Origin of the sequence: Rossellomorea aquimaris, from assembly GCF_008180865.1 — a bacterium.
GTDB lineage: Bacteria > Bacillota > Bacilli > Bacillales > Bacillaceae_B > Rossellomorea > Rossellomorea yichunensis.
In genome coordinates, this window is record NZ_VTEX01000001.1 from 1,001,039 (window position 1) to 1,027,588 (window position 26,550).

The window sequence follows — 26,550 nt, forward strand, 5'->3', positions numbered from 1 at the left end:
CCAACGTTCAACCTCCAAACACTTTTCCCCAGATAATGAATCATACCCCGGATGAGTATACTAATTGGAATTTATACCATAAAGAGGTAGAAATATAGTCTGAATTTCTATAAAATAGGACTAGAACATTATCATATTTTGGTAAAATACTAGCTTGTGAAGGGGTCATTCAATTGAAGGAAAAGAAGAAAAAGAAAAAAACCCATGTGCCTTTGAGAATGAATTTACTGTTTATTACGGTCTTTTTTCTCTTTTCACTTCTGATTCTTCGTCTTGGGATTGTACAAATCGTGCAGGGAAACCATTATGAAGCGGAAGTTGCAAGAACCGAAAATGTGAAATCACATAATGGAACACCACCAAGAGGAAAAGTCTATGATCGTTATCGAAATGTAATCGTGGACAACGTACCTTTAAATGCAATCACTTACACCAGAACACAAACGACAAAGCCAGAGGATATGTTGAAAGTAGCAAGACAATTGGCTGAGTTAATCGAGATGGAACCAGACAAAATTACAGATCGAGATCGAAAAGATTTCTGGTTATTGAGTCATCTAGAAAAAGCAGAGAATCTGGTGTCAGAAGATGAATTGAAGAAACTTGAAGATGATGAAGATCTTACAAAAGATGATGTGAACAAAAAGGTTTATGAAATGCAGCTCCAGAGGATAACCGAAGAGAACATCAAATCTTTTAATAAAAAAGAAGAGGAAGTTCTGGCGATTTTCCGCGAATTTAATACTGGTTATGCCCTTACTCCTCAAATCATCAAAAACAAAGATGTTTCCATGGAAGAAATGGCAAGAGTCAGTGAACGTCTTTCAGAGTTGCCAGGTGTTAACGTTACCACGGACTGGGAAAGAAAATATGTGAATGATAGTACGTTGAGAACGATTCTCGGAAGAGTCTCGACCGCACAACAGGGGCTCCCAAGTGAACTTGTCAATGAATTCAAAGCTCAAGGATATGCACTTAACGACCGTGTTGGAACCAGTTATTTCGAATCACAGTATGAAAACGTTCTAAAAGGTCAGAAGGAAGAAATCGAATACATCACGAAAAATGGAAGCGTCCTTGATACACAGCTCGTCAGCGAAGGTCACAGTGGGAAGGATGTCGTATTGACCATCGATCTCCAGCTTCAAAAAGAAATCGAAAAGATTGTGGAAGAAGAGCTGAGCAAACAGGCATCCCAATATTGGGAATCTCCATTCCTGGATCGGGCATTTGTTGTCATGATGGATCCACACACAGGTGAAATCCTTTCCATGGTCGGAAAGAAATATGGAAAGAATGCAGATGGAAAGACGGAGATGCAGGATTATGCTTTAGGTACATTCACTTCTGAGTATGGAGTGGGATCTGCGGTTAAGGGAGCTACTGTATTGACGGGGTATATGACTGGGGCGTTGAATGTAGGGGATGTGCTTTATGATGAACCGATTAAGATAAAGGATACGCCAGTAAAAAAATCTTGGTTTAATGGATCGAGATATCTTAGCGATATACAAGCTCTTGAAATTTCGTCTAACGTCTATATGTTTAAAACAGCAATAAAAATTGCAGATGGAACTTATCGTCCTAATCAACCTTTGGACATTAACACTGATGCCTTTGATACTATGAGAAATTACTATAGTCAGTTTGGCTTAGGAGTAAAAACAGGAATAGATCTACCAGGAGAAGTAGAAGGGCTTAAAGGGAACGAACGGAAACCAGGTATGTTAATGGATTTTGCCATTGGGCAATATGATTTATACACACCGATGCAACTTGTCCAGTATGCTTCCACCATTGCTAATGGAGGCTATCGCATGAAGCCACATATCATGAAAGAAATTCGTGAACCCAGCCAAGAGAGAGATAAAGTTGGACCTCTCCTATATGAAAACGAATCCCAAGTTTTAAATCGTATTGATGCAACAGAAAGAGAAATACAGCAGGTACAGAGAGGATTTTATCAAGTCGCTCATGGAAGTAATGGTACTGCCAATAACTTTAGAAGTGCACCTTATGATGCTGCAGCAAAATCAGGAACGGCAGAAGCTTTCTATTATAGCCCTGAAGAAAAAAGACAATATGAAACATTCAACACCACTCTAATCGGCTACGCGCCTTACAACAACCCTGAAGTAGCCTTTTCAGTTGTGTTACCATATTCACACCAGAACAAAGATCCTTACGTAAACAAAACCATCGCCAAACGTGCAATGGACAAATACTTCGAGTTGAAGAAGCAATACGAAAAAGACGGATACTTTGACTCATCCACAGAAGAAGAGGTCCGTAATGCCGATCAACTTGAAGAGACAGAAGAACAAGGAACTGAAGAGGAATAAACAAAAACGCAATCCTATATATTGAAGGATTGCGTTTTTGTTTTGGGTCTTCTTGTACTTACTTTTAATTTTTTGCTAAGTGGGTTGAAGTTAACTACCAAGACATTTACTGGAATTCTGAATTTCAAGTAAACGTGAAACTTATCCATTTATAAAACGTACATATATATAGATATCTTCAGTTGATGGGGGTGAATCATATGTTATGGTGGATCATCGGTATTGCCGTCGGATTCGGATTACTAAGTGGGCTTCTAAGAAGAACGTTTTCAAAGAACTCCTTTGAAGCAGGAAATCAAAACCAGAGACAGATCCAGGAAGAAGAACGAGTGAAAGCCGGCAGCTGGTTTACTGGCGGACAGTAAGCAAATGTGTCAGGGGGAGCCTCCTGGCGTTTTTTAATGACTATAAACCCTCAGCAAAGAGAGGGAATAAGACATTTATTTGCTTTCCACTATGGTAAAATTAGTAAGATGCATATCAACGTTCATAAGAGAGGTCCGTCCCTCTATAAAGAAAGGAGAAATTTCATGTCCATTAAGTATTGGTCTCAGGTGGGTGTTGGTTTTTTGGTCTTTGGATTTACGGCATTGTTTTCCTGGTATGAGGGGAGTGCGCTGTTGGATGACCCTTGGGAATGGAAGTATTCAACTCCGTTCAGTGAGATGATTTACGGTAGCATTTCAACGAAGGAGCAGATAGTGGATCTCGATTTCTTTGTGTACGCTGCGAAGTTTTCACCACTGTTTCCAAGCATGATGATGATGAGCGCCAGTTACCTTTTAGTTCTACTTGGATACAGATTTCTTAAACATCGTGGCTTTCCATTATTTCTAATTCTGTTTGGAGTGATGTATCTTTTGATGAGCGCATTTATCGTGTCCTCCCCTACAACAGGCGGGAACATTCTTTTTTGGTTATTTGTCTCAATGGGACTTTTCCTGATCATTCTCGCCACTCTTTTTCACTTCTCGTCATCTCTAGGTATGAAGAAGCAAGCCAAACAAGCATGATAAGGGGTAGGTTCTCTAAATTCTTTTTACATAAAACCATAACGTTTAACTGTACGGTTTACCTTAAATAAAGTATACTACTCTAGAGGTGATGTCCTTGGGAAGTTGTATCGAATAGGAGAACTATCAAAACACAGTCAAGTGTCCAAAAGGACGATTGATTATTATACAAAAATGGGTTTATTGGAATGCGATCGATCACGTAATAATTATCGGTACTATCACGAAGATGCGTTAGCTGACTTAAAGATGATTGAACAATGTCAGCAGATGAAAATGACATTACATGAAATCAAAGATCGAATAACGGTAATGAAATCTGAGGATGTAGATCCCTCTATTTTAGAAAAACAAGTTGACCATATTCGAAATGAAATGGATCATTTGCATAACGAGTTACATGAGGTCCTACAGGCTATGGAAGCCCTGGGTGATGATGAACGTAAACGCATGTTAAAACAAGTATCCCCACAGGCTTTGGCCTTATTCCAAACATTAATGGTTTTTTCTGGTTAATCCAGCATAATAGATAAACAACTACAGGAGAGTGACTTTTTTTTGGACGATATACCACTGAATTCATTAGTATTATTAGGAGCATTAATACTTTTATCTGCCTTTTTTTCATCGGCGGAAACGGCTTACTCAAGCGTGAATAAGATTAGACTTAAGAACTTTGTAAGTGAGGGAAGAAGAGGGAGCATTAAAGCTCATTATATTGCTGAAAACTTTGATAAAGCCCTGTCTACGATATTAGTTGGAAACAACATCGTGAACATTGCCGCAGCCAGTATTTCAGCAAAGCTTGCGACAGATATTTTTGGAGGAAACACGGGTCTTGTCATCAGTACTTTTGTCATGACTTTATTAATTCTGATTTTTGGTGAAATCCTGCCTAAATCATTGGCAAAAGAAAATGCTGAAACCTATTCTTTGACCATATCAGGCGTGCTCTTTTTCTTAATTAAAGTTCTTACACCGATTAACTTCTTTTTTATCAAACTAAAAGAGTTGGTATCGAAGTTCTTCTCGAAAAATCACGAGATGCCGTCTGTCACAGAGGAAGAATTAAAAGTGATGCTTGATATTAGTGAAGAAGAAGGAGTCATCGATAAAGAAGAAAGAGAATTGATTCACCGCTCGATGGACTTTGATGATATCCTTGCAACCGAGGTTTTGACACCCCGGATCGATGTCAAGGCTGTTGAAGTGAATCAACCGATTGAAGAAATTAAGGAAATGTTCTTTGAAGAGCGATTTTCTCGAATTCCGGTTTACGAGGATCATATTGATAATGTGATCGGAATTCTTTCAGAGAAAGAGTTCTTTACTCATTTGATCAAATTCGGTGAAGTAAACATCCGGGAATTGATTCGGGAACCAATGTTTATATTTGAATCTGTTAAAATCTCGACTCTTCTTACTAAGCTTCAAAAGAACAATGTGCATATGGCCATTGTAGTGGATGAATTTGGTGGAACAACCGGAATCATCACTCTTGAAGATATCCTGGAAGAGATTGTAGGGGAAATCTGGGATGAGCAAGATGAGAAAACTCATTCTATGAGGAAAATCAGTGAAAAAGAATATCAATTCGATTCCCAATATCAATTGGATGAATTTACAGAGTTACTCGATGTGCCAGAGCCTGAAAGTTCTTACCATACACTTGGTGGATGGGTCGTTGAAAGCTTTGAAGACCTTCCATCAGAAGGTGACAGCTTCGACTATGAAAACTTGAAAGTGAGCGTAGAAGAGGTGGATAATCGCCGGGTACGTACGATTAAAGTTGAAATACTAGAAGAAAACACCGAAGATATTGTTCAATAAGCAGGAAATAACAGGCTCTTCATTGCCTGTTATTTTTTTGGTTCATTATTGATAACAGGAGGATGCTGTTATATGCATGAGACAGAAACAAGAGAAGCTCTTTTACGGGAACTGGAAGTCGTAAATAAATGGGCGGATGATCAAAAAGGATTATGGTTTTGGGAGAAGCTCGGGCGCATTCCCTTTATGATCCTGGACCGGATCACTCCTCAAATGGTGCATAACAAGATTGGACAAGCACTGGATGAATTAGGAAGCTTCATACAAAAGGGCGGAAGTTACCTTACAAGCGAGAAAGAAGTCATTAAGCGATTTACTAAGAAAACAGCCAATCCTCATTTAACAGTAGAAGAGATCGCAAAGCTGCCCATTTATGATATGGATGAAGTAAGCGAAGGGATAGTGGGTATGAGAAAGAAGGTTGCGATGACCCAGGGGGCCACTACCGGAATCGGTGGCTTCCTGACTCTAAGTATTGATATACCTTTCATCCTCGGCATATCACTTAAGACTCTTCAGGAAATCGCTATAAGTTACGGGTACGACCCGAATGATCAACAGGAGCGTATTTTCATTATTAAATGCTTACAATTCGTTTCCTCTGATATTGTCGGGAAGCAAGCGATCCTTCAGGAACTATCGGACTTCAACAAAAAGGATAGGGAGAAGAGAGAACAGACCCTTTCCCAGCTGCAAGGCTGGAGGGAAGTAATGACCAGCTTCCGTGACAACTTCGGCTGGAAAAAACTATTCCAAATGATTCCCATAGCAGGAATCCTGTTCGGCTCCTTCATCAACAAATCCATGATCTCAGACATTGGCGAAACCGGTCGTATGCTCTACCGAAAAAGACGGATCTTGGAGAAGCTGGAAGAGGGACGGACCTCTGAAATTTAACTATTCTGGAGAAAAGGTTATATATCAATCTTTTTTAATGGTGAATGCAGATCAGAGGTCCGTCCCTCTGATCTTTTTTATGTTGATGAATTGGAAATTCATGCTAAGATTGAAGAAAACTTGGGGATGTTACTATGGTGATGAATATAAATGGTTATACGATAGATATAGATACTTTGAGGAATTGGGGGAGGAGGCTCATTCCTGAGGTGGAGTGGTTTTATTTTGCTGATGATTATGATTCGCTTCCTATGGAGTCCATGGATTCACTTGATTATTCCCAGGTACCTATAGACCTCCGAACCTCTTATGCTACTTGGGGAATTAGGAAAAATGCTCGATTCTATTCTAAAGTGGCTCCAGAATTATTTGTATCATTGGAAAAAGAAACACAAGATGACATTGTGAGACAGCAATGGGAACTTGGAAGAGGACTCCTTTTCACCTTAGAAGATCTATGTGAATTACTTCAAGTCCCTACACTGGACATACCTGCTACCACACTTGATACAGGCGAAGAGATCATCCTATTACATCGGGTCCTCTGGTATTCTCTTTCAGAAAAAACACAATTTACGTTTCTATTAAACTACGGAGCCTTGTGGATAGATGAACAATCCATCTGGAAAGGGTTGTCTGCAGAAAGGAAACAAGCCATATCCAATCAGGCTCCCCATCTTCAACGATTGATCGATACCTTTTCATTCAAGAATGGCCCCAACTGTTTCGCTGCAGTCGCTACGGCTGTGACAAAGAACCAAGCTTATAAAGACCAATGGATGCAGGGGGAAGATTTGCTATTGATCCTTGAACGGGCCGAGTATTCTCCAGTTGATACAACTGAATATAAGCAAGGTGATGTATTCGTTTGGTTCAATCAACACAAACAACCCATTCATGCGGCCTATGTACTGACAGGGAACTATGTCTTTAATAAGCACGGACAAACGATGTTTAATCCGTGGCAAATTTTAAAGATAGAAGATGTATTAGCATCATGGGGGCAAACTGACACGTCCGTCATAATCTTTAGACGGTAATAAAGGAGGTTCCTATGAAAAATAAAAAGTGGTTATTTTCGCTTATCGTACTTTTCTTTATGATCCTTAGTGGGTATTTCTATCAAAAGGTGACTGACCGGACGTATGAGGGAATGACGGTCATTCCTGAAGAACATGATGACATCCCTTTATATGATGGTTTGGAACCGACAATGATTGATTATAAAATGAAAGGCAATCACTGGGTGCATATATATGATTTTTATCTTGATGAACTTCCAAAATTGGGGTGGGAGATAAGCGAATCAGGATCAGCACTTGATGATCCTGAAGCTGAAAATGATTGGAGCGGCTTTTATTCTATCTGGAGAAAAGTAGGCTTTGATGGGGAGTTATCAATCTCATCCCATTTTAATCAAGGGGAAGACCATACAGAAGTCACGTTTGACACCCATCCAATTTATCATTCATCTGTTTGGATAGAGGGGATCCCCAAAAGCGCATGCGTATATGTGGATTCTGGTAATGGACCTTGCCAAAAGATGATTGATAAAGAAATCATTCAGTCCTTGGTTGATTTTATTAATGATGGCATTGAATGGGATGACCAATCAATCGAACCGCGTTCGCAAATAAAAACCTATAAGTTTGATCATGTAACAGTTGAAGTCCTTTACGAAGGAGACAAGGAAATTTATATAAAATCGGATAAAGGGACAAAGGTAATGAAACCAGAACCTGAATTCCTGAAACTCATTAGTCAGTAAAGTAAAAGGGACCTCCAATGGAAGTCCCTTTCATTTATTCATCTTCGTTCTTATCTTTATTAAACCAAAGTGGTTCATCATTATCCACTTCGCCATTATAGTTAATGAGCAATTCTTCGCCAGCTTGAATGTCTTTATAGGCAAAAAAGTCGAAGGTATGGTTATCAAAATTTATCTCATAAGTTGTATTAGGTGTATAAGAATGATTAAACAACATTCCATAACCTAATAGAAGTGCTGTATGATTGATTCCGTATTCAAATACATAATCCGCCAGGAACGTTTTCTCAATATGTTCATGTTCCTCATTGGGATAGGGGATGACTGGTGCTTCATGAACCAGCTCTCCTTTGGCTATATCTCTTTTTGCAAAAACGCCGCGATTAAGATCACCGTCACTAAGGGACGATATTTTCACTTCGATCATTATGCCACCTTCTTTCTAAATCCTTTAACTTAGTAAGCTTGACACGAACTGGATAGAAATGCAACATCCAATCTTTATTGTGGCCTGCCTACTTAAAACAAATTCCCAAAAAATGCTTGAATGCTTCGTGCACTTCGTACTAGCCAGCTAGCCTTTTCTACTGATTCAGCGGCATAAATATCAACTTTATAGGAAGGCTGTTTTTCATCAAAGATATACTCATTCTTTTCCGGGGTTTCAATTATCATTTCTCCGATCTTTTCTCCTTTTTCAATTGGAGCTTGAAGGGTACCATCATCATTAAGCTTTTCTTCATCTAATTTGACTGAAGTTTTCACTTTATCTTTCTCATCTTTTGTTACTCGAATGGAGAGAGGCTTGTCTATCTTGATGGTTACCGATTGTTCTTTACCGTCAGGAACCTCTAACGTTGGTTCCTTATTCTTATCAATATCACTCAAACTATATTTAACCGTCTCAAACTCATCAAATCCATAATCAAGAAGTTCTGTTGTTTGAATAAATCGCTCGGCACTGCTGGGCTGACCATATTCATCTTTGGCATCTAAGATGACTGAAATATATCGTACCCCATCCCGCTCTGCAGTTCCGGTAAAAGTAGAACCTGCAAAGGGTGTCGTACCTGTCTTTAATCCATCTGCACCTTTATAAAAATAAGATTTATCTTTCAATAGGCCGTTTGTATTCTTCATAACGAGTTCTTCATCTGTACCCGGTCTGAAGATTTTGGAAGAGAGACCCGATGTTTCTAATACTTCCGGAAAATCATGAATGAGGTAATACGCCAAAGTGGCCATATCTTCAGCCGATACCATGTTTTCATCATTCACATCGGTTCCTTTTGGAAACATGCCGAGCATATCATAGTTACTTAAACCGGAAGAATTAACAAATTGATAATTTTCAAAGCCGAGTTCCTTCGCCTTTGCATTCATCCGCTTTACAAATTCACCCTCGGAACCTGCTACAACTTCGGAAAGTGCAATTGCTGCACCATTTCCTGATTTGATCACCATGGCATCATACAGTTCTCTTACTGTATACTCTCCGTCCGCTCTTAAGGGGACATTGCTCAAGCCGGGTGCATTCGCCAATTGATAGACTTTGTCGCTTACTTTATACTTTTGATCCCATTTAATCTTTCCTTCTTCAATGGCTTCTAACACAAGGTATTCTGTCATCATTTTCGTCATGCTGGCAATTCCGAGGAGCTGATCTTCATGTTCCTTATACACAATCTTACCGGTATCTGCTTCCACTAAAATCGCAGCATCTGCATTAATATCTAATTTTGTCTTCCCATGCGCCGTTTGCTGAAAAGGCGTCATGGCCATAAGGGATATCATCAAAACCGACAGGCTATGCTTCACCATATTCTTTTTCAAATCAGTACCTCCAAAAAACAATTTTACGCAACCAAATTATTTTACCATACAAGCCTCACAAACACCCCAATTCACCACAACCTTTTCAAATCGTTCATATTATTGTAAATAATTGTTTCACGCAAAAAAGTAAAATGTTACCATAATAAGAGGGACGGACCTCCATTGAACCCTGGAAATAAGAGTGTCCCATTCTTTGGATAAATGGAGGTCCGTCCCTAAACTGACAAAGGGATGGAACTGTATGGTGAGAAGAGTGTGGCAGGTATGTTTTGAGTTGGGGTTGATTTTGTTTGGGATTATATTGGTAAGTGCAACGTCTGCACTGTTTGAGGGTCAGACGTTTTCATTACATCGTTTTTTCGTTGTGTTGATGGATGTCGGGGAAGAGCTTCTGACACCGCAAGCGATCATTTACGAGAACCCGAGTTCCGGGGAGGAAAGAAGTTTGTTTCCCATTATATTTTTAGCCTATTGGAGCAGTATCAGGATCTTTTTTCTGGCTCTGGTTATTTCCATATTGCTTTCTACGATATTATTAATCGGTTATTATTCTTTGGGGGAATATTTCAGAAAAGGTATTCAGACAGTTGGTTTTTTAATAGGGGGTCTACCCGATCTTTTCGTGATTGCTCTTTTTCAATTGGGGATCGTCTGGTATTTTAAACAAACCGGAATCTTGATCTTAGACGTGGCATCAGTAGGTGAAAACCAGGTGATACTGCTACCGGCTATCACTCTATGTATACTTCCTACATTTTTCTTTTTCACCAACATGATTGTCTTCTTAAAGGATGAGGAGGGGAAGCCTTATATAGAATTGGCGAAAAGCAAAGGACTTGGGAGGTTTACTATACTTTTTAGCCATACGATTCGAAATGTGTTGATCAGTTTAACCTATCACGGCAAACAAATCGTTTGGATGATGCTTTCGAATCTACTTGTTTTGGAATATCTGTTTAATGTATTTGGTGTCACTTCATTCTTATTTTCCTACAATCAGCCTTCCATATTTGCGATAACTTCCATTCTCCTGTTCATTCCGCTCTATCTTGTGCTAAAAAGCCTTCAGGCACTCATTGGGAAGAAAATCGGGAAGGAGATGAGCCTATGAAATCGAATCGTTATGATTGGATGAGCTTCATTGGTTTCTCAAGTATACTCATTGTTCTTCTATCTTGGAGTATGGCGTACAATCTCTCAAATGAGGAAATTTCACAGACTCTCATCCTGTTCAATGATGAAGGAAAAGTCCTTGGAGATTCACCTTTCCCGCCATCCATTCAGTTTCCTTTTGGAACAGATCGAGATGGCTATCATATGACCGATAAAATCATTCAAGGAGCACAATATACGTTAGGTGCAGCCATCACTATATCATTTCTTAGTTTTCTTCTGGCTTTCCTGTTTGGAATTGCAGGAGGATTCACGAAAAGCAGGCTCAGAATCGTCACTCAGAAGGTTTTTACATCACTTTATTTCATCCCACAATCGATTATAGCTTATAACATTCTTCACCCTTTACTGTGGGAGCCTATGGAAGGGTTTCAGACTTCGCTAGTAGAAAGGATGGTCGTTGAAATCGTCGTTCTGGCCATCATCGTCACTCCTACGACCGCCATCTTGATCGCAAGCGAAGCTGAACAGATTCTTCAAGAGGAATTCATCATTTCCTCAAGGGTCCTTGGTGCACGTTCTTTCTACATATTTTATAAGCATCTTATGCCTCATCTTAAGAACCGGCTATTTGTCATTTATCCCAAAATTGTGATACAAGTCCTTCTGATCATTGCTCACTTGGGGTTTTTCACTTTGTTTTTCGGAGGAACAGATATCTGCTATCAACCATTTTGCCATCCACCGAAGCCATTCGTCCAGGAATGGTCAGGATTGATGGGAACAAATTATTCAGAATTGTACAATGCGTGGTGGATATTTCTCATGCCCATGATCTGTTTCGCCCTCACCATTCTCTTGCTGAATGGAATCGCTCATTCATTAGAGAGAATCTTGGAGAGAAATGTTTCAAGGAGTAATCCAACAGTAACTCTAAGGGACAATGAGACTTATAAACCAGTGGAATTGAATGAAGAAAGTTTTACATTAAGGGGACTGCGTAAATGATGTTTAACCATTCACATCCCCATCTCTTGTAGCAAGTCTACCAATCTGGTAAAATTATCTAAAAAAGTTTGGAGAGAGATTATGATTACATACCCAATACTAAAAAAACACGCAACCCTAGGTGTGACCGCCCCTTCATCGGGAGTACCCTCGGAACTACATGACATTCTCAAGCAGTCGATCGAAAAAATGGAAAGCAAAGGTTACACTGTTCAGTGCGGAGAGACTGTGTGGACGCAGAGTAAAGCTAAATCTTCCTCTGCTCAAAAAAGAGCGGCAGAATTGAACCAAATGTTGCAGGCCGAAGAAATCTCCCTTGTCATCCCACCATGGGGAGGTCAACTTCTCATAGAAATCCTGGACCTCATTGATTATGAAAAAATCAAATCGAAATGGCTGCTGGGTTATTCCGACACGTGTGTGCTCTTACTGGCACTAACATTAAAAACCGGAATCGCCACTGCACATGGAACCAATCTTGTTGATTTAAGAGGGGAGTACTCCGATCCAACGACGGCACAATGGGAATCCGTTCTCTCTACGAAAGAAGGGTCTTCTGTTATTCAGTATTCATCCCAACACTATCAAAAAGAATGGAATCACGACCAGCCTTCTCCAACAGTTTTTCACTTAACAGAGCCAACTGTTTGGAAAACCGCAGGGAAACAAGATGTACAGGTCAATGGACGTCTACTCGGAGGCTGCATAGATGTCATCAGGCATTTGATCGGAACGCCTTACGGAAATATAGCAGACTTTAGAGAGAAGCATATAAAGAATGAATCCATCCTGTGGTACTTTGAAAACTGTGAATTAACGACAGCTGATCTTCGCCGTTCACTACTACAGATGAAATTAGCCGGCTGGTTTGAACAATCTTCCGGAATTCTCTTTGGAAGAAGTGCTAGCAACACGCCTGTTGGTGATTATATGATTGAAGATGTCTACCAAGAGCTATCAGACGAGCTACAGATTCCAATCGTGTATGATATTGACTGTGGGCATCAGCCTCCTCAAATTACATTTATCAATGGAGCATATGGAGAGGTAGAAGTTTCAGGTGGAAAAGGAAAAGTCATACAATCATTCAAATAACCAATAAAAAACGTCCTGCTCCAGGACGTTTTTTCTGCTTACTTCTTCAAAAAATTATATCGTTTTTCATTCAACATCCACATGATGTATCCCCATACCCATCCGCCTGCTACACAGCATACGATTAAAAGGGGAAGGTAGTCTCTGACCACTACATACAGAATCACTGAAAATACCAATCCAGTAAACAACGACCCATATACAACTGAAAAGAACCATTTCCCTTTATTTCGAATGGTTTCCCATCGTCTCCAGTAGTCGCCATCCTGTTCCCTGCTGTTGATAAAGAAAACACAGGCATTCATAAAAAAGATAAGGCTGATGACCAGATACATGTAGGATTTTGGGTCTAACCAAAACACTAGAAAATTAATCACAGATGTGAAGGAGAACATGATATATATTAGTTTATTTTGTTTTATTTTTTCCATTTCAGCGCCCCCGATTCTTATGTATTATATCAAACAGCTTTCAATAACGACCAACAAATTCCAAGATATTAAAGGAAATTGCCTGCAGCTTCTAGAAGACTAATGAGGACCAGAATGAAGATGAGGGAGTTTTTTGTAATGATCGCAAATGACTTTAACACTCAAGATAAGGATATTATGGGATTGGGTTTATGGTAACGCCTAAAAGAATTCACATCATAGGCTCCGTCGGAAGCGGAAAATCCACACTCGCTCGCAAGCTTTCAAGCGAAAAAGGGATTCCCTATTATGAACTTGATGATGTGATGTGGAGAAGACACCCCGATGGTGATAGTAGAAATACGGAAGCCCATCGAAGTGACATACTTACCTCAATACTAAATCGGGAATCATGGATCATCGAAGGCGTACATTACCAAGAATGGATGTACAAATGTCTTGAAGAGGCAGAGCTTATCATCTTTCTTGATACACCTAAATGGAAGCGGAACTACAGGATACTCAAACGCTACGTCGAAGAGAAATATGGATTCAAAAAAGGGAACTACAAGCAAACCTTAACGATGCTTAGAAAAATGCATGGATGGAATCGCCACTACGAAGAGCAAGAAAAGCCCATCGTCATGCGAATTCTCGAACCCTATCAATATAAAGTTAACATCCAAAAAGGATAAAGGAGCAATCAGCATGTTTACATATAAACTAAACGACGAATTAGAATTAAGGCTTCTCGATATACAGGATGCTGAACGAATCCATGAACTGACTGATCAGTCAAGATCCTATCTGCGTGAGTGGCTCCCATGGGTGGATTACTCAAAAACGGTTGAGGATTCAACGGAATTTATTAAAGCTACACGTTTAGGCTTCGCGAATAATAAGAGCTTAACTACTGGCATCATTTATCAAAATGAAATAGTTGGAGTAGCGGGATTCAACGTACTTGATTGGGCGAACAAAGTGGCATACATCGGCTATTGGCTAGGTGAAGGCTACCAAGGAAAAGGAATTATGACGACAGTTGCAAAGGGACTCACGACTTACGCATTTGACTACTATAAAATGAACAAAGTCGAGATAACCGCTGCAGAATTCAACCATCGCAGTCGGGCAATACCCGAGCGTCTTGGTTTCAAGGAAGAAGGGAAGTTGAGGCAAAGAGAATGGATTTACGATCATTTCGTGGATCATATTGTATATGGGATGCTCGCAGACGAGTGGAAGATGTCTTGAAAAAGACCGTACAAGAACCACTAAAGGAATTGATCTCCTGGGTTGAAGACATTAAACATAAAAACGGGAGTTCTGCTGCATCCCTTTATATAATAAAAGATGACCAAGTTGTTTTGGAGCATTATAGCGGAAGGCACTCCCATGAAAAAAATTCTTCTCATATCACAGAAAAGGCTCAATATAATGTAGCTTCTGCCCGAAAGCTATTTAGGCCTTACGATTGCCTACGCTTTACATGATAAATATATCTCTGGCCTAGATGATCCAATCACTCAGTATTTTCCTGAGTTTGATAAAGATCTGTATAAAGACACAACGATCCGTCATCTTGTAACCCATTCCCACGGACTCGATTCCGATGAATATGGATACATATTTCGGGAACTCAAGCCTGGTAGCAGCTGGGCATACCGTAACGTGGGTGTGGATATAATGACAAAATTAATTCACCGACTTTATGGGAAAGGGTTCCCGCAACTTTTAAACGAGAGGGTTTTTACTCCTTTGGGGTTTAGTGAAACGGGATGGAGAACGGAACCAGATGAAAATCTTGTACCTATCATCGACCGCATTGATAAACCTGCACTCCCTGAACTCGGGACAGTCTCAGATGGCACGGAGAAGAATTTATTTGTATCTCCCAGGGAATTTGCTCTCTGGGGGCAGCTGCATGTTCAGAAAGGCATGATGAATGGAAGACAAATCGTCCCCTCTAAAGTGATTGAGACTGCCACCACCATTCAGAATGTTTCGTATTCTGATTCCACTATTCCTGGGAACGGTCTGTTTTGGTACGTTCAAGATATTCCACGAAATAAAAGTGAACTGGGGGGGAGGGTACCTTCAGGTGCTTATCAAATAGTAGGTGTCACCGGTCCGACGATTCTTGTTATTCCTGCTTATAATGTGGTGGTGGCAAAGATGTATAACAAGCGATACAACTACGGAGGGGACCAATACCTTTATTATTTACGGGAGTTCAGTAATAAAGTGGCAGACCTATTTTCCTGAAGAATGATTAAACAATAGGTCAGGGAATGGATTACCAAATATTCGGAAACACTAATGGCTATATTATGAGTCGGGTTATGGGGGGATCCCATGTTTCATATTGTAGTCATTGTAGTAATTATTCTCAGTTCCTTGAAGTGGGGATCCTGGAATAGATGGAGAGAATTTCTGCCCACCATCTATTACTTTAGTTTTTTCAATATGTTTTATCAGTATATCAGTTACACGATGAAGGCGGTTTGGGAATTAGATGGATTTTTCATCAATATGTTTGTGACGGATTCTCTTTATACGATGATCGCTTATCCTTGCCTTGTGGTTCTTTTTTTAAGTAATTACCCAGAAGAAATCAGATTGAAGATCCTCTATTATTTAAAATATATAGGTGTTGCTACATTAATTGAATGGGCAGCGGGAAAAATGGATTCCATTGAATATTTCGAAGGCTGGAACCTGTGGTGGACCATACTGTTTTATTTTATTATGTTTCCCATGCTGCGCCTTCACTACAGAAATCCTGTTAGGGCACTGATGCTATCAATATTCGTCATTGGTTTCTTACTTATTAGCTTTGATTATCATGTACTATGAAAAAACGGTGAATCCACATCTTGGGACTCACCGTTTTACAATGTAAAAAGAGTTATAAGAACAAAACCATCAATTCTTCATCGAAATATTCATCGTTATATTTCAATGCCCGCTTTTCTGTCCCGTAAGGCTTGAATCCACAAGAATGATAGAGCCCCTTCGCTGTCTCATTGGTTGTGACTACAGTAATCATGACTTGTTCAATGCCATCCTCGGCCTTAGCTTGTGTGATGGCAGCTTGAAGCAGCCCTCTTGCGAACCCTTTCCCTCGATGAGCAGGGGATACATACATGGCAAAAATCGAAGCTTTATGCTTCATTTTTAAAGCTCCTTCACGCACAAAAGTCACCGATCCGACTAACTTTCCGTCATCAAAGCAACCAAACGTGTAGCTGCCCTTTTGTACAAGCCTCTCTGCTGTCATTTGAATTGGATTTTTACGGGCAATCGCTTCTTCATAGCTGCTGCCGAAGCTCGAAGGACTCTGTTGCAGCATTTCCAAACGAAGCTGCCAATAAAATTCGGCGTGTTTTTCATCGAGTAATTGAATTTCCATTATTTTCTGACCTTCTTTCTGTTACATGATATGATGAGAGGAGCATTAATTTTAGCTATTCAAACAGAATTCGACATTAAAGATGGAAATCCTTTAAATTGGAGGTATATGAATGGAAGATTGTCTCGGATGCCGCCTTGCAACCGAAAAGGAGAAAGCATTTATTATATACGAAAATGAACACGTGTCCTGCTTTTTGGACCATGTTCCGTATCACCCAGGACATACACTAATTCTCCCCAAACGACACAAAGTGGAAGTAACGGAATTAAATGAAGAAGAAAGCCTCTCCGTAATGAAGGCTTCACAACTAGTAGAACAAGCCATTCAGGCTCTATATGAACCAAATGGCATTACCGTCTGCCAGAATGGAGGCATATACAACGAATTAAACCATTATCATATGCATGTTATCCCTCGTAATGAGGAAGCGGAAAGATTCGGAGACTTATTCTATGGTGAGGCCGACGTTGAAATATACAGTGAATCCCTGGAAGAAACCCAGAAGAAATTGAAAACCTACATAAGCAGATTACTGGAATAGGAGTAAATAATATGACGTTCATTAAAGATTTCGATGAAAAATTAAAACAATACGCTGAGCTCGCCATCAAAGTGGGAGTAAATGTTCAGCATGATCAGCCCCTATGGATTTCTGCTCCACTCGGAACTGAAAAATTCGTACGCATTGTTGTAAAAGAAGCATATCTTGCCGGAGCAAGAAACGTGCATGTTCAGTGGTATGACGAGGAAATCATGAGAACACATTATGAACTTGCCCCGGATGACACATTCTACGAGTTTCCAAGCTGGCTGGCTGCTGCGCATGAATGGGTTGTGGACCATAAAGGAGCCTTCCTTCAAATAGAAGCCAATGATCCGGACCTGTTGAAAGGAATAGATCCAGACCGTATCCTAAATTTTGAAAAAGCAAGTGGAGATGCTCTGGACCGATTCTATGAAGCGATTGAAAAGGACCAGATCAGCTGGTCCATCGTAGCCATCCCTTCTCAAAAATGGGCGGACAAAGTGTTTCCAGATTTACCAGAGAAAGAAAGAATCCCGTGCCTTTGGGACCGTATCTTCACATCCGTCCGTATCAATCAAGAAAATCCAGTCCTTGCTTGGCAAACACATATCGAAACCCTAACCAACAAAGCAAGCGAACTCAATCATTTAAAGCTCAAAAGCCTGCACTACCAATCGGAAGGGACGGACCTTACCATAGAACTACACGAAGACCACCTATGGCTCACAGGAGCAAGTAAAACACCAGAAGGAACACATTTCATTGCCAATATGCCAACAGAAGAGGTCTATACTGTCCCTGTAAAAACCGGAGTAAATGGAACGGTTTCAAGTACCAAGCCACTTGCTTACAATGGTAACGTGATTGACGATTTCACCCTTACTTTTGAAGATGGAGAAATTAAGAAAGTCACAGCAAGAGAAGGGGAGGAAATTCTGAAAAAATTGATTCTGACAGACGAAGGAGCAGCCTATCTTGGAGAGGTGGCACTTGTACCACATCAGTCACCAATCTCTGATTCTGGCGTTCTATTCTTTAACACCTTATTCGATGAAAATGCATCCAATCATTTAGCGATCGGTTCCTCTTACCCGACTTGTATAAAGGATGGAGACACCTTATCCGATGAAGAACGGGAGGAAAAAGGACTCAATGAAAGTGTGGTTCACGAAGATTTCATGATTGGTTCAGAACATATGAATATTGATGGAGTGTGCCGTGATGGAAGAAAGATCGCTATTTTCCGTAATGGGAACTGGGCTATCTGATGTTGTTTTGCAACATTTTCTAAATCATATCATCCTATAGCACCCTACCTTAAAATGAAATAGATGATTAAATAATTCCACTTAATAAAAGGAGAGGTTAGATGATTTATGAAATGACTGTACAAGTCCGCGTAAGTGATATGCAAAAAGGGCAATTATGGTATGAGACTTTATTAAATCGCACTCCTGATTTCATTCCTCACGAAGGATTTGCAGAATGGGAACTCATTCCCGGCTGTTGGCTCCAGGTAGCGGAAGGGACCCCAACGCTCAATTCCGGTCCCATCCGTTTGGGTGTTGAAGATATTAGCAGAGAACGGGAAAGACTGTCATCCCTTTTAGGTATAAAGCACTTTGACATCCATGAAAGAGAAGAAGTCCCAGTGAAGTGGGCAACCTTTCAGGATCCATGGGGGAATGGAATCGGTTTGTTCCAGTATCAAAGTAAAACAGAAATGCAAGAGCGTATCGGATTCATTTTAGGAAAGAAATAAGGTCTTCTCTGGCCAATATCCTGCTAACGAATGGAGAATAGCTATGAATGAACACTTAAGATTAGTTAAGCCAACCACTGATTTAGAAGAAGAGTATCTTGATTTTTATAATGAATGGAAATCAAATGGAGGAGACATGATCCCTTGGGTCATCAAAAAAGATCCCAATCCCTTTTCCAAAATGGTCGACTCCTTACTGCTTGCTGAAAAAGGAGAGAACCTGCCGAATGGATGGGTACCTGACTCGACTTATTGGCTCGTTTCAGAATCCGATCGAATACTAGGGGTCGTAAATATTCGCCATTCCTTAACGGAAAAACTTTCGCAAAATGGAGGACACATCGGTTATGGAATCAGACCTTCTGAAAGGAGAAAGGGCTTTGCCACTAAATTGCTGACTCTTTCCCTCCAAAAAGCACACTCGATTGGAATCGATCAAGTGTTGATTGTGTGTGATGCATGGAATAAACCTTCGGAGCGGACAATCTTAAGTGCTGACCCTGTAAGGGATGAAGATTTTATCGAAGAAGATGGTAATGTGATTTTTCGCTATTGGGTTGATACAAAAGGGCGAAATTGGGAATAGTGCTATTTTCCTTAATGAATTCTTTATCTAAACTAGCCCTTGTCTTAACTGCTCCCTAAAGAAAGATACAGTTATTTATGATATAATTTCCCCTTGTGAAAAAGACCATTAAAAATAGTAAGGGAGGGAAAAAGAAGGTGAGTTTTGAAGGTCAGAAGATATTACCTGCCATCCGGTCCATGAAGGATTTTGATAAAATGCTCGAAACCTCTTTCCAGTACGGTGTGTTCCTCGATCTCCATGTTGGAATGCTGAAGAGTGTATTCGATTTCGCACGAAAGGAAAACCGAAAAATGTTCCTGCATTTAGACTTAATCCACGGTCTATCCAGTGATGAGTACGCAACAGAATATATCTGTCAGGAAATAAAGCCTTATGGCATCATTTCTACTAAAGGAAATGTGATTAAAAAAGCAAGACAAAAAGGTATTTTTTCCACTCAAAGGATGTTTGTCATCGATTCAAGTGCTATGAATCGCAGCATTGAGCTTCTACATAAAACAGACCCTGACTTCATTGAAGTTCTTCCTGGAGTCATCCCTAAAATCATTACGGAAATAAGAGAAAAAACGGGGAAACCTATTTTTGCGGGAGGGCTAATTGATACCGTTGAAGAGGTGGAATCCGCTCTTGAGGCTGGTGCTACCGCCATCACTACGTCAGATCGTGTGCTATGGAAGCATTTTGACCAGAATTAAATTCTGAAAAATGTATTGACAACGTTTTCATAGTGGAGTAACATTATCCACAAGTTAATACGTTGTGAAAGAGATGAAGAGACTCACGTGAACTGCCTATTTCCAAGGGGCATTCCGTGAGTCTTTTTATTTTTAAAAAATTATGAAATGAGGGAAAAAGCATGACAGCATTTTTAGGAGAAGTAGTTGGTACAGCCTTACTCATCATTTTTGGTGCAGGGGTTTGTGCCAATGTAAATCTTAAGAAATCATTTGCTTATAACGCTGGTTGGATTGTCATCACATTTGGATGGGGTCTGGGTGTCGCCATGAGTGTATACGCCGTTGGACAATTTAGTGGGGCACATTTAAATCCTGCTGTTACACTTGGACTGGCTTTTAATGGAGATTTCCCATGGGGTGAGGTTCCTCAGTACATCTTAGCTCAAATGATCGGAGCGATGATTGGGGCAGCGATTACATTTCTACACTTTCTACCCCATTGGCATGCAACGAAAGATCCCGGTGTGAAATTGGGGGTATTTGCTACAGGACCTGCCATCCCACACTATTTTTCAAATTTATTAAGTGAAATCATTGGAACTTTTGTGTTAGTAGTAGGATTATTATCTATAGGCGCGAATACATTTACAGATGGGCTTAATCCATTTATCGTCGGTTTCTTGATCATTGCTATCGGAATTTCTCTCGGTGGTACCACAGGGTATGCCATCAATCCTGCCCGTGATTTAGGACCGCGCATCGCTCACTTCCTGCTGCCGATTCCCGGTAAAGGACCATCCAACTGGGGATATTCCTGGGTTCCTGTAGTCGGACCTGTTCTGGGAGGTTCATTTGGAGGCGTATTTTATAAAGCCATCTTCGTTGGACAAGTCACAACAAGCTTCTGGGTAGTCCTAGTTGTTACACTGGCAGTACTTGGACTTGCTTATGCCAGTGACAGAAAGATCAGCTTAGCTCAAAAAGTGCATCAGCTATCAATCGATAATTAATTTTTTGGAGGGATAACAAAATGGAGAAATACATTTTATCATTAGATCAGGGAACGACAAGTTCAAGAGCGATTCTATTCAATAAAAAAGGAGAAGTCGCCCATATTGCACAAAAAGAATTTACTCAGCATTTCCCAAATCCGGGTTGGGTTGAACATAGTGCGAATGAAATTTGGGGATCGATTTTAGCCGTAATTGCAAGCGCTTTATCTGAATCGAGTATTAAACCTGATCAGATTGAAGGGATTGGAATTACCAATCAACGTGAAACTACTGTGGTTTGGGATAAAGAAACCGGCGATCCGGTTTACAACGCCATCGTGTGGCAGTCACGTCAAACAGCGGGGATATGTGAAGAACTTAAATCACAAGGTCATAATGATACGTTTCGTGATAAAACCGGATTATTGATCGATGCTTACTTCTCTGGTACCAAGGTTAAATGGATTCTTGACAATGTAGAAGGTGCGAGAGAAAAAGCGGAGAAAGGAAAGCTCTTATTCGGGACGATCGACACATGGTTGATCTGGAAAATGTCTGGTGGAAAAGCCCACGTAACGGATTATTCCAATGCTTCCCGCACGCTTATGTATAATATTTACGACCTGAAATGGGATCAGGAGCTACTTGACATATTAGGCATTCCTGAGAGCATGCTTCCAGAGGTCCGTCCCTCATCCGAAATTTATGCCAAGACGGTACCTTACCATTTCTTCGGGAAGGAGATTCCGATTGCCGGTGCAGCAGGGGATCAGCAGGCGGCATTGTTTGGACAGGCTTGTTACGAAGAGGGTATGGCAAAGAATACGTATGGAACAGGATGCTTTATGCTGATGAATACAGGTGAGAAAGCCGTAAAGTCTAATAATGGTTTACTCACAACCTTGGCATGGGGAATTGATGGAAAAGTGGAGTACGCTTTAGAAGGCAGTATTTTCGTGGCTGGTTCTGCGATTCAGTGGCTTCGTGATGGACTTCGTATGCTTAAAGATGCCAAGGACAGCCAAGGGTATGCAGAAAAGGTTGACTCAACAGATGGCGTCTACGTTGTTCCTGCCTTTGTAGGATTAGGAACTCCTTATTGGGACAGTGATGTTCGGGGGGCCGTGTTCGGTTTAACAAGGGGAACATCTAAGGAGCATTTTGTAAGAGCCACCCTGGAATCCCTTGCTTATCAAACGAAAGATGTACTGACAGCGATGGAAGCCGACTCCGGAATCTCCCTTAAGAAACTGAGAGTCGATGGCGGTGCTGTTAAAAATGACTTTTTAATGCAATTCCAAAGTGATATCTTATCTGTTCCTGTTGAGCGACCAGTTGTAAATGAAACAACTGCTTTAGGTGCCGCTTATTTAGCTGGATTAGCCACAGGTTTCTGGGATAACCGGGATGAAATATCAAAGCAGTGGAATAAAGACAAGCAGTTTGAGCCGCAAATGCCTGTTGAAACCCAAGGAGAACTATATAACGGATGGAAAAAAGCTGTTAAAGCAGCTATGGCTTTTAAATAAAAGAAACGTATGATATACTGATTACAAGTTAATAAATTCGGTTAGAGACCACGAGAGACCAAACCTGCATTATGGAACCATTCACCATAATGTTAGTTTTGGTCTCTTTTTTTATGGTTAAACAATAAGAGTGAGAGTACAGATAATATATAGATACCTGAGGAGGATCCACTTATGACATTTTCAAGTACTGCAAGAAGAGAAGTGAAAGAAACATTAGAGTCAAACCACTTTGATATGATTGTGATCGGAGGGGGAATTACTGGCGCAGGAATCGCCCTCGATGCTTCGAAACGTGGAATGAAGGTGGCATTGGTCGAAATGCAGGATTTCGCAGCCGGGACTTCCAGTCGTTCGACAAAGCTCGTTCATGGCGGATTACGTTACTTAAAGCAATTCGAAGTGAAAATGGTCGCGGAAGTAGGAAAAGAGCGTGAAATCGTTTATGAGAATGGACCTCACGTAACGACTCCTGAATGGATGCTGCTCCCCCTGCATAAAGGTGGCACATTCGGTAAATTCAGCACATCGATTGGATTAAAGGTGTATGACTATCTTGCTGGAGTAAAGAGAAGTGAACGAAGATCCATGCTTTCAGTTTCAGAAACATTGAAGAAGGAACCTCTTGTGAAAAAAGATGGCCTTAAAGGCGGCGGGTACTACGTTGAATATAGGACTGATGATGCCCGTTTAACGATAGAAGTCATGAAAGAAGCAGTTGCACATGGTGCCACTGTCATAAACTATATGAAATCTCAACGATTCCTATATGATAATAAGAAAGTAGTCGGAATTGAAGCTGAGGACCTGGTGACTGGGGATACGATTGAAATCCGCGGTTCAAAATTTGTCAACGCTGCCGGCCCATGGGTCGATGATGTTCGAGGAAAAGATTATAGTACGAATAACAAACAGCTTCGCTTAACCAAGGGAGTTCATCTTGTCATTGATCAAAGCAAATTCCCGCTTCAACAAGCGGTTTATTTCGACACACCTGATGGGCGAATGGTATTCGCCATACCGAGGGATGGGAAGGCCTATGTAGGGACAACAGACACATTTTTTGATCAGGATAAAACTTCTCCCCATATGACTTCAGAGGACCGGGATTATATCTTGGATGCCATTCATTTTATGTTCCCCGATGTATCTGTAGGAAAAGAGGATGTAGAATCGAGCTGGGCAGGTGTTCGTCCATTAATTTTTGAAAAAGGGAAGGACCCTTCTGAAATTTCCCGTAAAGACGAAATTTGGGAAGCCGATAGCGGTCTCATCACGATCGCCGGCGGGAAGCTGACAGGTTACCGTAAAATGGGAGAAACCGTTGTGGACCTTGTATCGAAACGTTTACGTGAAGAGAACAAAAAGAAATTCCCAGCATCGTCCACGAAATATATGCCGATCTCTGGAGGTCATGTAGGCGGATCGAAAAACTTTCAAGCGTTTATTGATCAAAAAGCAGCTGAGGCCCTTCAATATGGACTAACAGATCAAGAGGGAAGGAAGCTTGCAGGAATGTACGGATCAAATGTGGATCAGTTATTTAAACTCGCTCATGCTTATAGTGGAGCAAGTGATGAAAGGTCCGTCCCTCCTTATTTATATGGGCAACTGATTTATGCGATCCAGGAGGAGATGGCAGCCACTCCGGTTGATTTCTTTATTAGAAGGACTGGTGCGTTATTCTTTGATCGTGAGTGGGTGGAGAAATGGAAGGAGCCTGTGATCGAGATTATGGCGAAGCTTCTGAACTGGAATGAAGAGAAGGAACAGCAATATAGAGTGGAATTGAATAATGAGCTTAAGAGTGCAGTAGTGCCAGTGGATTTGCAGTCGTAAGCAGGTAAAGGGCAGAATGAATATCTGTCCTTTTCTTTGTATACACTGGGAATTCCTGTAGGGCACATGGTAAAATTGGGATAAAGATGTCAACTTGGGGGGATGCTGGTTGGAAGAAAAAAAGAATACCAGGGGAAGGTTCCTCCTATCACTGTCAATGTCTTCAGTAATTGCCTTTGCAATCACTTTCTATTTCGAAAAAGGTGACTCTATTACAAGAAAGGGTGCATTCAGGCAGCACCTTGAACAGTTAGAATTCGAGGGCACTTACCATGATCTGAAAGTTGTATCAGAAAAAGAAGCCGGGGAGCAATACCTCCTTCTCTATACATATATGAATAAGGATGGAGAAAAGCAAATCGGCCTGGCCCTATATAGAAAAATGAATGTCCTTCCCCTTTATGAGCTATACCGGATTAATGATTCTCCACAATTATCTGTCGGAACGGAATTTCTCCCTTCTAATCAGTTTATCGTTTACGGTGACCGGGACGAAATTGAGGCTGATTACTTTACATTCCGGGAAAATGTCCAGTTCAATCGAATAGAGCTTGAAGAGAATGATTATTTCATTCACATAGAACCTTACGCGGGCATGCTCCATGTTCCTCAAGTGAACTTTTATTCTAGTGATGGAACAATAGTTGCTTCGACGCAGGCAAAATAATCATCCATAAATATGCTTACAATTATATAAATATATGAATAGTTGATGAAATTGACCGTATATGACTATTCATTTCCCGAGAGAACTGTTCATCCCTTCTTAGTGCTGTTGAATATCATATCGGGTTGCTGTAAATTAAGAATAGAAATTGACACGACTTCCTCGTCAAAAGGGTGGCTTCAATGGGATGAAGCCACCCTTTTTTTGCATTTTTTTAACAATAAACTCAGTGGATAAGAACCTGGAAAAGAACATTATTGCTATACTGATAGAAAGAAAAAATGGGGAGGAAGCTGGAATGAATCATAAAATAGCTGTGGTGACGGGGGCAAATAGCGGGTTTGGTTTTCTCTCAACCCTGGGGCTGGCACAACTTGGATATAAAGTAATCGCCTCCATGAGAGATCCTCAAAAAGGAAGTGCATTGCTTCAACGTGCTGAGGAACTAAAGGTGGGGCATTTGGTTGAGATTCATCCATTGGATGTAACGTCTGAAGCATCCATCAAGGAATTCTCTACCTCTCTTAATGATTTGGGCAGTGTGCACATTCTCCTGAATAATGCAGGGTTTGCCGGTGCAGGATTTGCAGAAGAAGTTACAATCGATGAGTTCCGTGAACAATTCGAAACGAATGTTTTTGGAGTCATGAGAATGACTCAAATTGTTCTCCCTTATATGAGAAATCAAGGAGAAGGGAAAATCATCAATATGAGCAGCATTAGCGGCAGATTCGGCTTTCCTGGACTCAGTCCTTATGTTTCATCCAAACACGCATTAGAGGGATACTCCGAAAGTCTGAGATTGGAGCTTAAGCCCTTCGGCATATCCGTGCACCTGATCGAACCCGGTTCTTATCAAACGAATATCTGGACATCAGGAAAGAAAGTCACTCCACTCTCGATGCAGAAAAACTCTCCTTACTTTCGCTACATGGAGGCAATCAACACGGAAATTCAATCAGGTGAAGATACACTTGGGGATCCAAGGGAGGTTGCCTCGATCGTATGTGAAATAGCACAAAACAAGAAAAAAACTTTTAGAATTCCCATAGGCAAAGGAGTGCGATTAACCCTATTACTCAAAACCATCCTGCCATGGAGCACTATGGAAAACATCATATTAAAGAAACTCAGAATGAAAAAGACCAAAGAGGGACGGTCCTTATAGTAAGCACGGATAATGTCTGAATATAAAGAATTTTATTATATGGAAGGAGAATTTTGTCAAAAGAGAGAATATGC

At 40.6% G+C, this 26,550-nt stretch carries 28 protein-coding genes and 1 pseudogene; 25 read left to right on the top strand and 4 right to left on the bottom strand.

The genetic code is table 11. The annotated features are described in order from the left end of the window. The first annotated feature begins 218 nt into the window (after positions 1–218). The 8 genes from FZC88_RS04945 to FZC88_RS04975 all read left to right on the top strand — a co-directional run bounded on the left by FZC88_RS04945 (position 219) and on the right by FZC88_RS04975 (position 7,850). Positions 219–2,342: a penicillin-binding transpeptidase domain-containing protein gene (locus FZC88_RS04945; protein WP_148994290.1), complete on the top strand. Its 2,124-nt coding sequence runs from the start codon at positions 219–221 to the stop codon at positions 2,340–2,342. 200 nt (positions 2,343–2,542) lie between these two features. Continuing rightward, a complete protein-coding gene (locus FZC88_RS23845) occupies positions 2,543–2,707 on the top strand; it encodes a hypothetical protein (RefSeq protein WP_187443357.1) in 165 nt (54 codons plus the stop codon). A 165-nt stretch (positions 2,708–2,872) separates the two neighbouring features. Further along, entirely contained in the window at positions 2,873–3,355 is a 483-nt protein-coding gene (locus FZC88_RS04950) for a YjdJ family protein (protein WP_187443504.1), read from the top strand. Between the two features lie 105 nt (positions 3,356–3,460). Beyond that, a complete protein-coding gene (locus FZC88_RS04955) occupies positions 3,461–3,871 on the top strand; it encodes a MerR family transcriptional regulator (RefSeq protein ID WP_148969019.1) in 411 nt (136 codons plus the stop codon). Positions 3,872–3,913: 42 nt separating this feature from the next. Beyond that, a complete protein-coding gene (locus FZC88_RS04960; protein ID WP_148969018.1) occupies positions 3,914–5,185 on the top strand; it encodes a hemolysin family protein in 1,272 nt (423 codons plus the stop codon). 72 nt (positions 5,186–5,257) lie between these two features. Then, complete coding sequence (locus FZC88_RS04965) at positions 5,258–6,082, top strand: EcsC family protein (protein WP_148993870.1); 825 nt, start codon at positions 5,258–5,260, stop codon at positions 6,080–6,082. Between the two features lie 209 nt (positions 6,083–6,291). Beyond that, a complete protein-coding gene (locus tag FZC88_RS04970; protein ID WP_148993871.1) occupies positions 6,292–7,122 on the top strand; it encodes a hypothetical protein in 831 nt (276 codons plus the stop codon). 14 nt (positions 7,123–7,136) lie between these two features. Beyond that, on the top strand, positions 7,137–7,850 hold the full coding sequence (locus tag FZC88_RS04975; RefSeq protein ID WP_148993872.1) for a hypothetical protein: 714 nt from the start codon (positions 7,137–7,139) through the stop codon (positions 7,848–7,850). Positions 7,851–7,884: 34 nt separating this feature from the next. On the opposite strand, the gene FZC88_RS04980 is transcribed toward FZC88_RS04975, so the two are convergent. Together FZC88_RS04980 and FZC88_RS04985 are read right to left on the bottom strand one after the other, a co-directional pair. Continuing rightward, positions 7,885–8,277 (bottom strand): SET domain-containing protein, encoded by a 393-nt coding sequence (locus tag FZC88_RS04980; RefSeq protein WP_148969016.1) that lies wholly within the window; start codon positions 8,275–8,277, stop codon positions 7,885–7,887. A gap of 92 nt (positions 8,278–8,369) precedes the next feature. Further along, positions 8,370–9,683, bottom strand: a complete 1,314-nt coding sequence (locus tag FZC88_RS04985) for a D-alanyl-D-alanine carboxypeptidase family protein (RefSeq protein ID WP_148993873.1) — start codon at positions 9,681–9,683, stop codon at positions 8,370–8,372. A 244-nt stretch (positions 9,684–9,927) separates the two neighbouring features. Between FZC88_RS04985 and FZC88_RS04990 the strand changes: the two genes are divergently transcribed. The 3 genes from FZC88_RS04990 to FZC88_RS05000 all read left to right on the top strand — a co-directional run bounded on the left by FZC88_RS04990 (position 9,928) and on the right by FZC88_RS05000 (position 12,902). Next, positions 9,928–10,797 (top strand): ABC transporter permease subunit, encoded by an 870-nt coding sequence (locus FZC88_RS04990; protein WP_148993874.1) that lies wholly within the window; start codon positions 9,928–9,930, stop codon positions 10,795–10,797. Further along, positions 10,794–11,807: an ABC transporter permease subunit gene (locus tag FZC88_RS04995; protein WP_148993875.1), complete on the top strand. Its 1,014-nt coding sequence runs from the start codon at positions 10,794–10,796 to the stop codon at positions 11,805–11,807. Before FZC88_RS04990 ends, FZC88_RS04995 begins: the two co-directional genes overlap by 4 nt. Before the next feature lie 81 nt (positions 11,808–11,888). After that, positions 11,889–12,902, top strand: coding sequence for a S66 family peptidase (locus tag FZC88_RS05000; protein WP_148993876.1), 1,014 nt, complete (start codon positions 11,889–11,891; stop codon positions 12,900–12,902). Between the two features lie 38 nt (positions 12,903–12,940). On the opposite strand, the gene FZC88_RS05005 is transcribed toward FZC88_RS05000, so the two are convergent. Then, on the bottom strand, positions 12,941–13,333 hold the full coding sequence (locus FZC88_RS05005; protein WP_148969008.1) for a hypothetical protein: 393 nt from the start codon (positions 13,331–13,333) through the stop codon (positions 12,941–12,943). Between the two features lie 191 nt (positions 13,334–13,524). Here FZC88_RS05005 and FZC88_RS05010 point away from each other — a divergent pair, with 191 nt between their 5' ends. The 4 genes and pseudogenes from FZC88_RS05010 to FZC88_RS05025 all read left to right on the top strand — a co-directional run bounded on the left by FZC88_RS05010 (position 13,525) and on the right by FZC88_RS05025 (position 16,168). Beyond that, complete coding sequence (locus FZC88_RS05010; protein WP_148993877.1) at positions 13,525–14,007, top strand: P-loop NTPase family protein; 483 nt, start codon at positions 13,525–13,527, stop codon at positions 14,005–14,007. Between the two features lie 13 nt (positions 14,008–14,020). Next, the gene (locus FZC88_RS05015) at positions 14,021–14,566 is read left to right on the top strand and encodes a GNAT family N-acetyltransferase (RefSeq protein ID WP_148993878.1); all 546 of its coding nucleotides are present in this window, start codon (positions 14,021–14,023) and stop codon (positions 14,564–14,566) included. Continuing rightward, positions 14,563–15,577 (top strand): annotated as a pseudogene (locus tag FZC88_RS05020) (serine hydrolase domain-containing protein). The gene FZC88_RS05015 and the pseudogene FZC88_RS05020 overlap by 4 nt, the downstream one beginning before the upstream one ends. A 90-nt stretch (positions 15,578–15,667) precedes the next feature. Further along, positions 15,668–16,168: a CBO0543 family protein gene (locus FZC88_RS05025; RefSeq protein WP_148993879.1), complete on the top strand. Its 501-nt coding sequence runs from the start codon at positions 15,668–15,670 to the stop codon at positions 16,166–16,168. Between the two features lie 52 nt (positions 16,169–16,220). On the opposite strand, the gene FZC88_RS05030 is transcribed toward FZC88_RS05025, so the two are convergent. Then, entirely contained in the window at positions 16,221–16,724 is a 504-nt protein-coding gene (locus FZC88_RS05030; RefSeq protein WP_148993880.1) for a GNAT family N-acetyltransferase, read from the bottom strand. A gap of 112 nt (positions 16,725–16,836) precedes the next feature. Here FZC88_RS05030 and FZC88_RS05035 point away from each other — a divergent pair, with 112 nt between their 5' ends. The 10 genes from FZC88_RS05035 (at position 16,837) to FZC88_RS05080 (ending at position 26,476) form a co-directional block, all read left to right on the top strand. Further along, entirely contained in the window at positions 16,837–17,268 is a 432-nt protein-coding gene (locus FZC88_RS05035; RefSeq protein WP_148993881.1) for an HIT family protein, read from the top strand. 20 nt (positions 17,269–17,288) lie between these two features. Next, positions 17,289–18,521, top strand: coding sequence for an aminopeptidase (locus FZC88_RS05040; RefSeq protein ID WP_148994291.1), 1,233 nt, complete (start codon positions 17,289–17,291; stop codon positions 18,519–18,521). A gap of 101 nt (positions 18,522–18,622) precedes the next feature. Further along, on the top strand, positions 18,623–19,015 hold the full coding sequence (locus FZC88_RS05045; RefSeq protein ID WP_148993882.1) for a VOC family protein: 393 nt from the start codon (positions 18,623–18,625) through the stop codon (positions 19,013–19,015). A gap of 43 nt (positions 19,016–19,058) precedes the next feature. Next, positions 19,059–19,601, top strand: a complete 543-nt coding sequence (locus FZC88_RS05050) for a GNAT family N-acetyltransferase (RefSeq protein ID WP_148968999.1) — start codon at positions 19,059–19,061, stop codon at positions 19,599–19,601. Positions 19,602–19,738: 137 nt separating this feature from the next. Next, on the top strand, positions 19,739–20,299 hold the full coding sequence (locus FZC88_RS05055; RefSeq protein WP_148993883.1) for a glycerol-3-phosphate responsive antiterminator: 561 nt from the start codon (positions 19,739–19,741) through the stop codon (positions 20,297–20,299). Positions 20,300–20,460: 161 nt separating this feature from the next. Continuing rightward, positions 20,461–21,291 carry an MIP/aquaporin family protein gene (locus FZC88_RS05060; protein WP_148993884.1) on the top strand — a complete coding sequence of 277 codons (831 nt, stop codon included), beginning with the start codon at positions 20,461–20,463 and terminating at the stop codon, positions 21,289–21,291. Positions 21,292–21,311: 20 nt separating this feature from the next. Then, on the top strand, positions 21,312–22,802 hold the full coding sequence (gene glpK / locus FZC88_RS05065; protein ID WP_148993885.1) for a glycerol kinase GlpK: 1,491 nt from the start codon (positions 21,312–21,314) through the stop codon (positions 22,800–22,802). A 174-nt stretch (positions 22,803–22,976) separates the two neighbouring features. Next, positions 22,977–24,641: a glycerol-3-phosphate dehydrogenase/oxidase gene (locus FZC88_RS05070; RefSeq protein ID WP_148993886.1), complete on the top strand. Its 1,665-nt coding sequence runs from the start codon at positions 22,977–22,979 to the stop codon at positions 24,639–24,641. A 109-nt stretch (positions 24,642–24,750) separates the two neighbouring features. Further along, complete coding sequence (locus FZC88_RS05075; RefSeq protein ID WP_148993887.1) at positions 24,751–25,308, top strand: hypothetical protein; 558 nt, start codon at positions 24,751–24,753, stop codon at positions 25,306–25,308. Between the two features lie 298 nt (positions 25,309–25,606). Beyond that, positions 25,607–26,476 (top strand): SDR family oxidoreductase, encoded by an 870-nt coding sequence (locus FZC88_RS05080; protein WP_148993888.1) that lies wholly within the window; start codon positions 25,607–25,609, stop codon positions 26,474–26,476. Positions 26,477–26,550 lie beyond the last annotated feature (74 nt).

What these genes read in the sequence shown, in the direction of transcription:
- FZC88_RS04965 (WP_148993870.1), top strand. Translation starts at nt 5,258, where the DNA reads ATGCATGAGACAGAAACAAGAGAAGCTCTTTTACGGGAACTGGAAGTC.
- FZC88_RS04945 (WP_148994290.1), top strand. Translation starts at nt 219, where the DNA reads ATGAATTTACTGTTTATTACGGTCTTTTTTCTCTTTTCACTTCTGATT.
- glpK (WP_148993885.1), top strand. Translation starts at nt 21,312, where the DNA reads ATGGAGAAATACATTTTATCATTAGATCAGGGAACGACAAGTTCAAGA.
- FZC88_RS05080 (WP_148993888.1), top strand. Translation starts at nt 25,607, where the DNA reads ATGAATCATAAAATAGCTGTGGTGACGGGGGCAAATAGCGGGTTTGGT.
- FZC88_RS05060 (WP_148993884.1), top strand. Translation starts at nt 20,461, where the DNA reads ATGACAGCATTTTTAGGAGAAGTAGTTGGTACAGCCTTACTCATCATT.
- FZC88_RS05025 (WP_148993879.1), top strand. Translation starts at nt 15,668, where the DNA reads ATGTTTCATATTGTAGTCATTGTAGTAATTATTCTCAGTTCCTTGAAG.
- FZC88_RS05050 (WP_148968999.1), top strand. Translation starts at nt 19,059, where the DNA reads ATGAATGAACACTTAAGATTAGTTAAGCCAACCACTGATTTAGAAGAA.
- FZC88_RS04950 (WP_187443504.1), top strand. Translation starts at nt 2,873, where the DNA reads ATGTCCATTAAGTATTGGTCTCAGGTGGGTGTTGGTTTTTTGGTCTTT.
- FZC88_RS05000 (WP_148993876.1), top strand. Translation starts at nt 11,889, where the DNA reads ATGATTACATACCCAATACTAAAAAAACACGCAACCCTAGGTGTGACC.
- FZC88_RS05070 (WP_148993886.1), top strand. Translation starts at nt 22,977, where the DNA reads ATGACATTTTCAAGTACTGCAAGAAGAGAAGTGAAAGAAACATTAGAG.
- FZC88_RS05030 (WP_148993880.1), bottom strand. Translation starts at nt 16,724, where the DNA reads ATGGAAATTCAATTACTCGATGAAAAACACGCCGAATTTTATTGGCAG.
- FZC88_RS05010 (WP_148993877.1), top strand. Translation starts at nt 13,525, where the DNA reads ATGGTAACGCCTAAAAGAATTCACATCATAGGCTCCGTCGGAAGCGGA.
- FZC88_RS23845 (WP_187443357.1), top strand. Translation starts at nt 2,543, where the DNA reads ATGTTATGGTGGATCATCGGTATTGCCGTCGGATTCGGATTACTAAGT.
- FZC88_RS05005 (WP_148969008.1), bottom strand. Translation starts at nt 13,333, where the DNA reads ATGGAAAAAATAAAACAAAATAAACTAATATATATCATGTTCTCCTTC.
- FZC88_RS04990 (WP_148993874.1), top strand. Translation starts at nt 9,928, where the DNA reads ATGGTGAGAAGAGTGTGGCAGGTATGTTTTGAGTTGGGGTTGATTTTG.
- FZC88_RS05045 (WP_148993882.1), top strand. Translation starts at nt 18,623, where the DNA reads ATGATTTATGAAATGACTGTACAAGTCCGCGTAAGTGATATGCAAAAA.
- FZC88_RS04980 (WP_148969016.1), bottom strand. Translation starts at nt 8,277, where the DNA reads ATGATCGAAGTGAAAATATCGTCCCTTAGTGACGGTGATCTTAATCGC.
- FZC88_RS05035 (WP_148993881.1), top strand. Translation starts at nt 16,837, where the DNA reads ATGGAAGATTGTCTCGGATGCCGCCTTGCAACCGAAAAGGAGAAAGCA.
- FZC88_RS04995 (WP_148993875.1), top strand. Translation starts at nt 10,794, where the DNA reads ATGAAATCGAATCGTTATGATTGGATGAGCTTCATTGGTTTCTCAAGT.
- FZC88_RS05015 (WP_148993878.1), top strand. Translation starts at nt 14,021, where the DNA reads ATGTTTACATATAAACTAAACGACGAATTAGAATTAAGGCTTCTCGAT.
- FZC88_RS04975 (WP_148993872.1), top strand. Translation starts at nt 7,137, where the DNA reads ATGAAAAATAAAAAGTGGTTATTTTCGCTTATCGTACTTTTCTTTATG.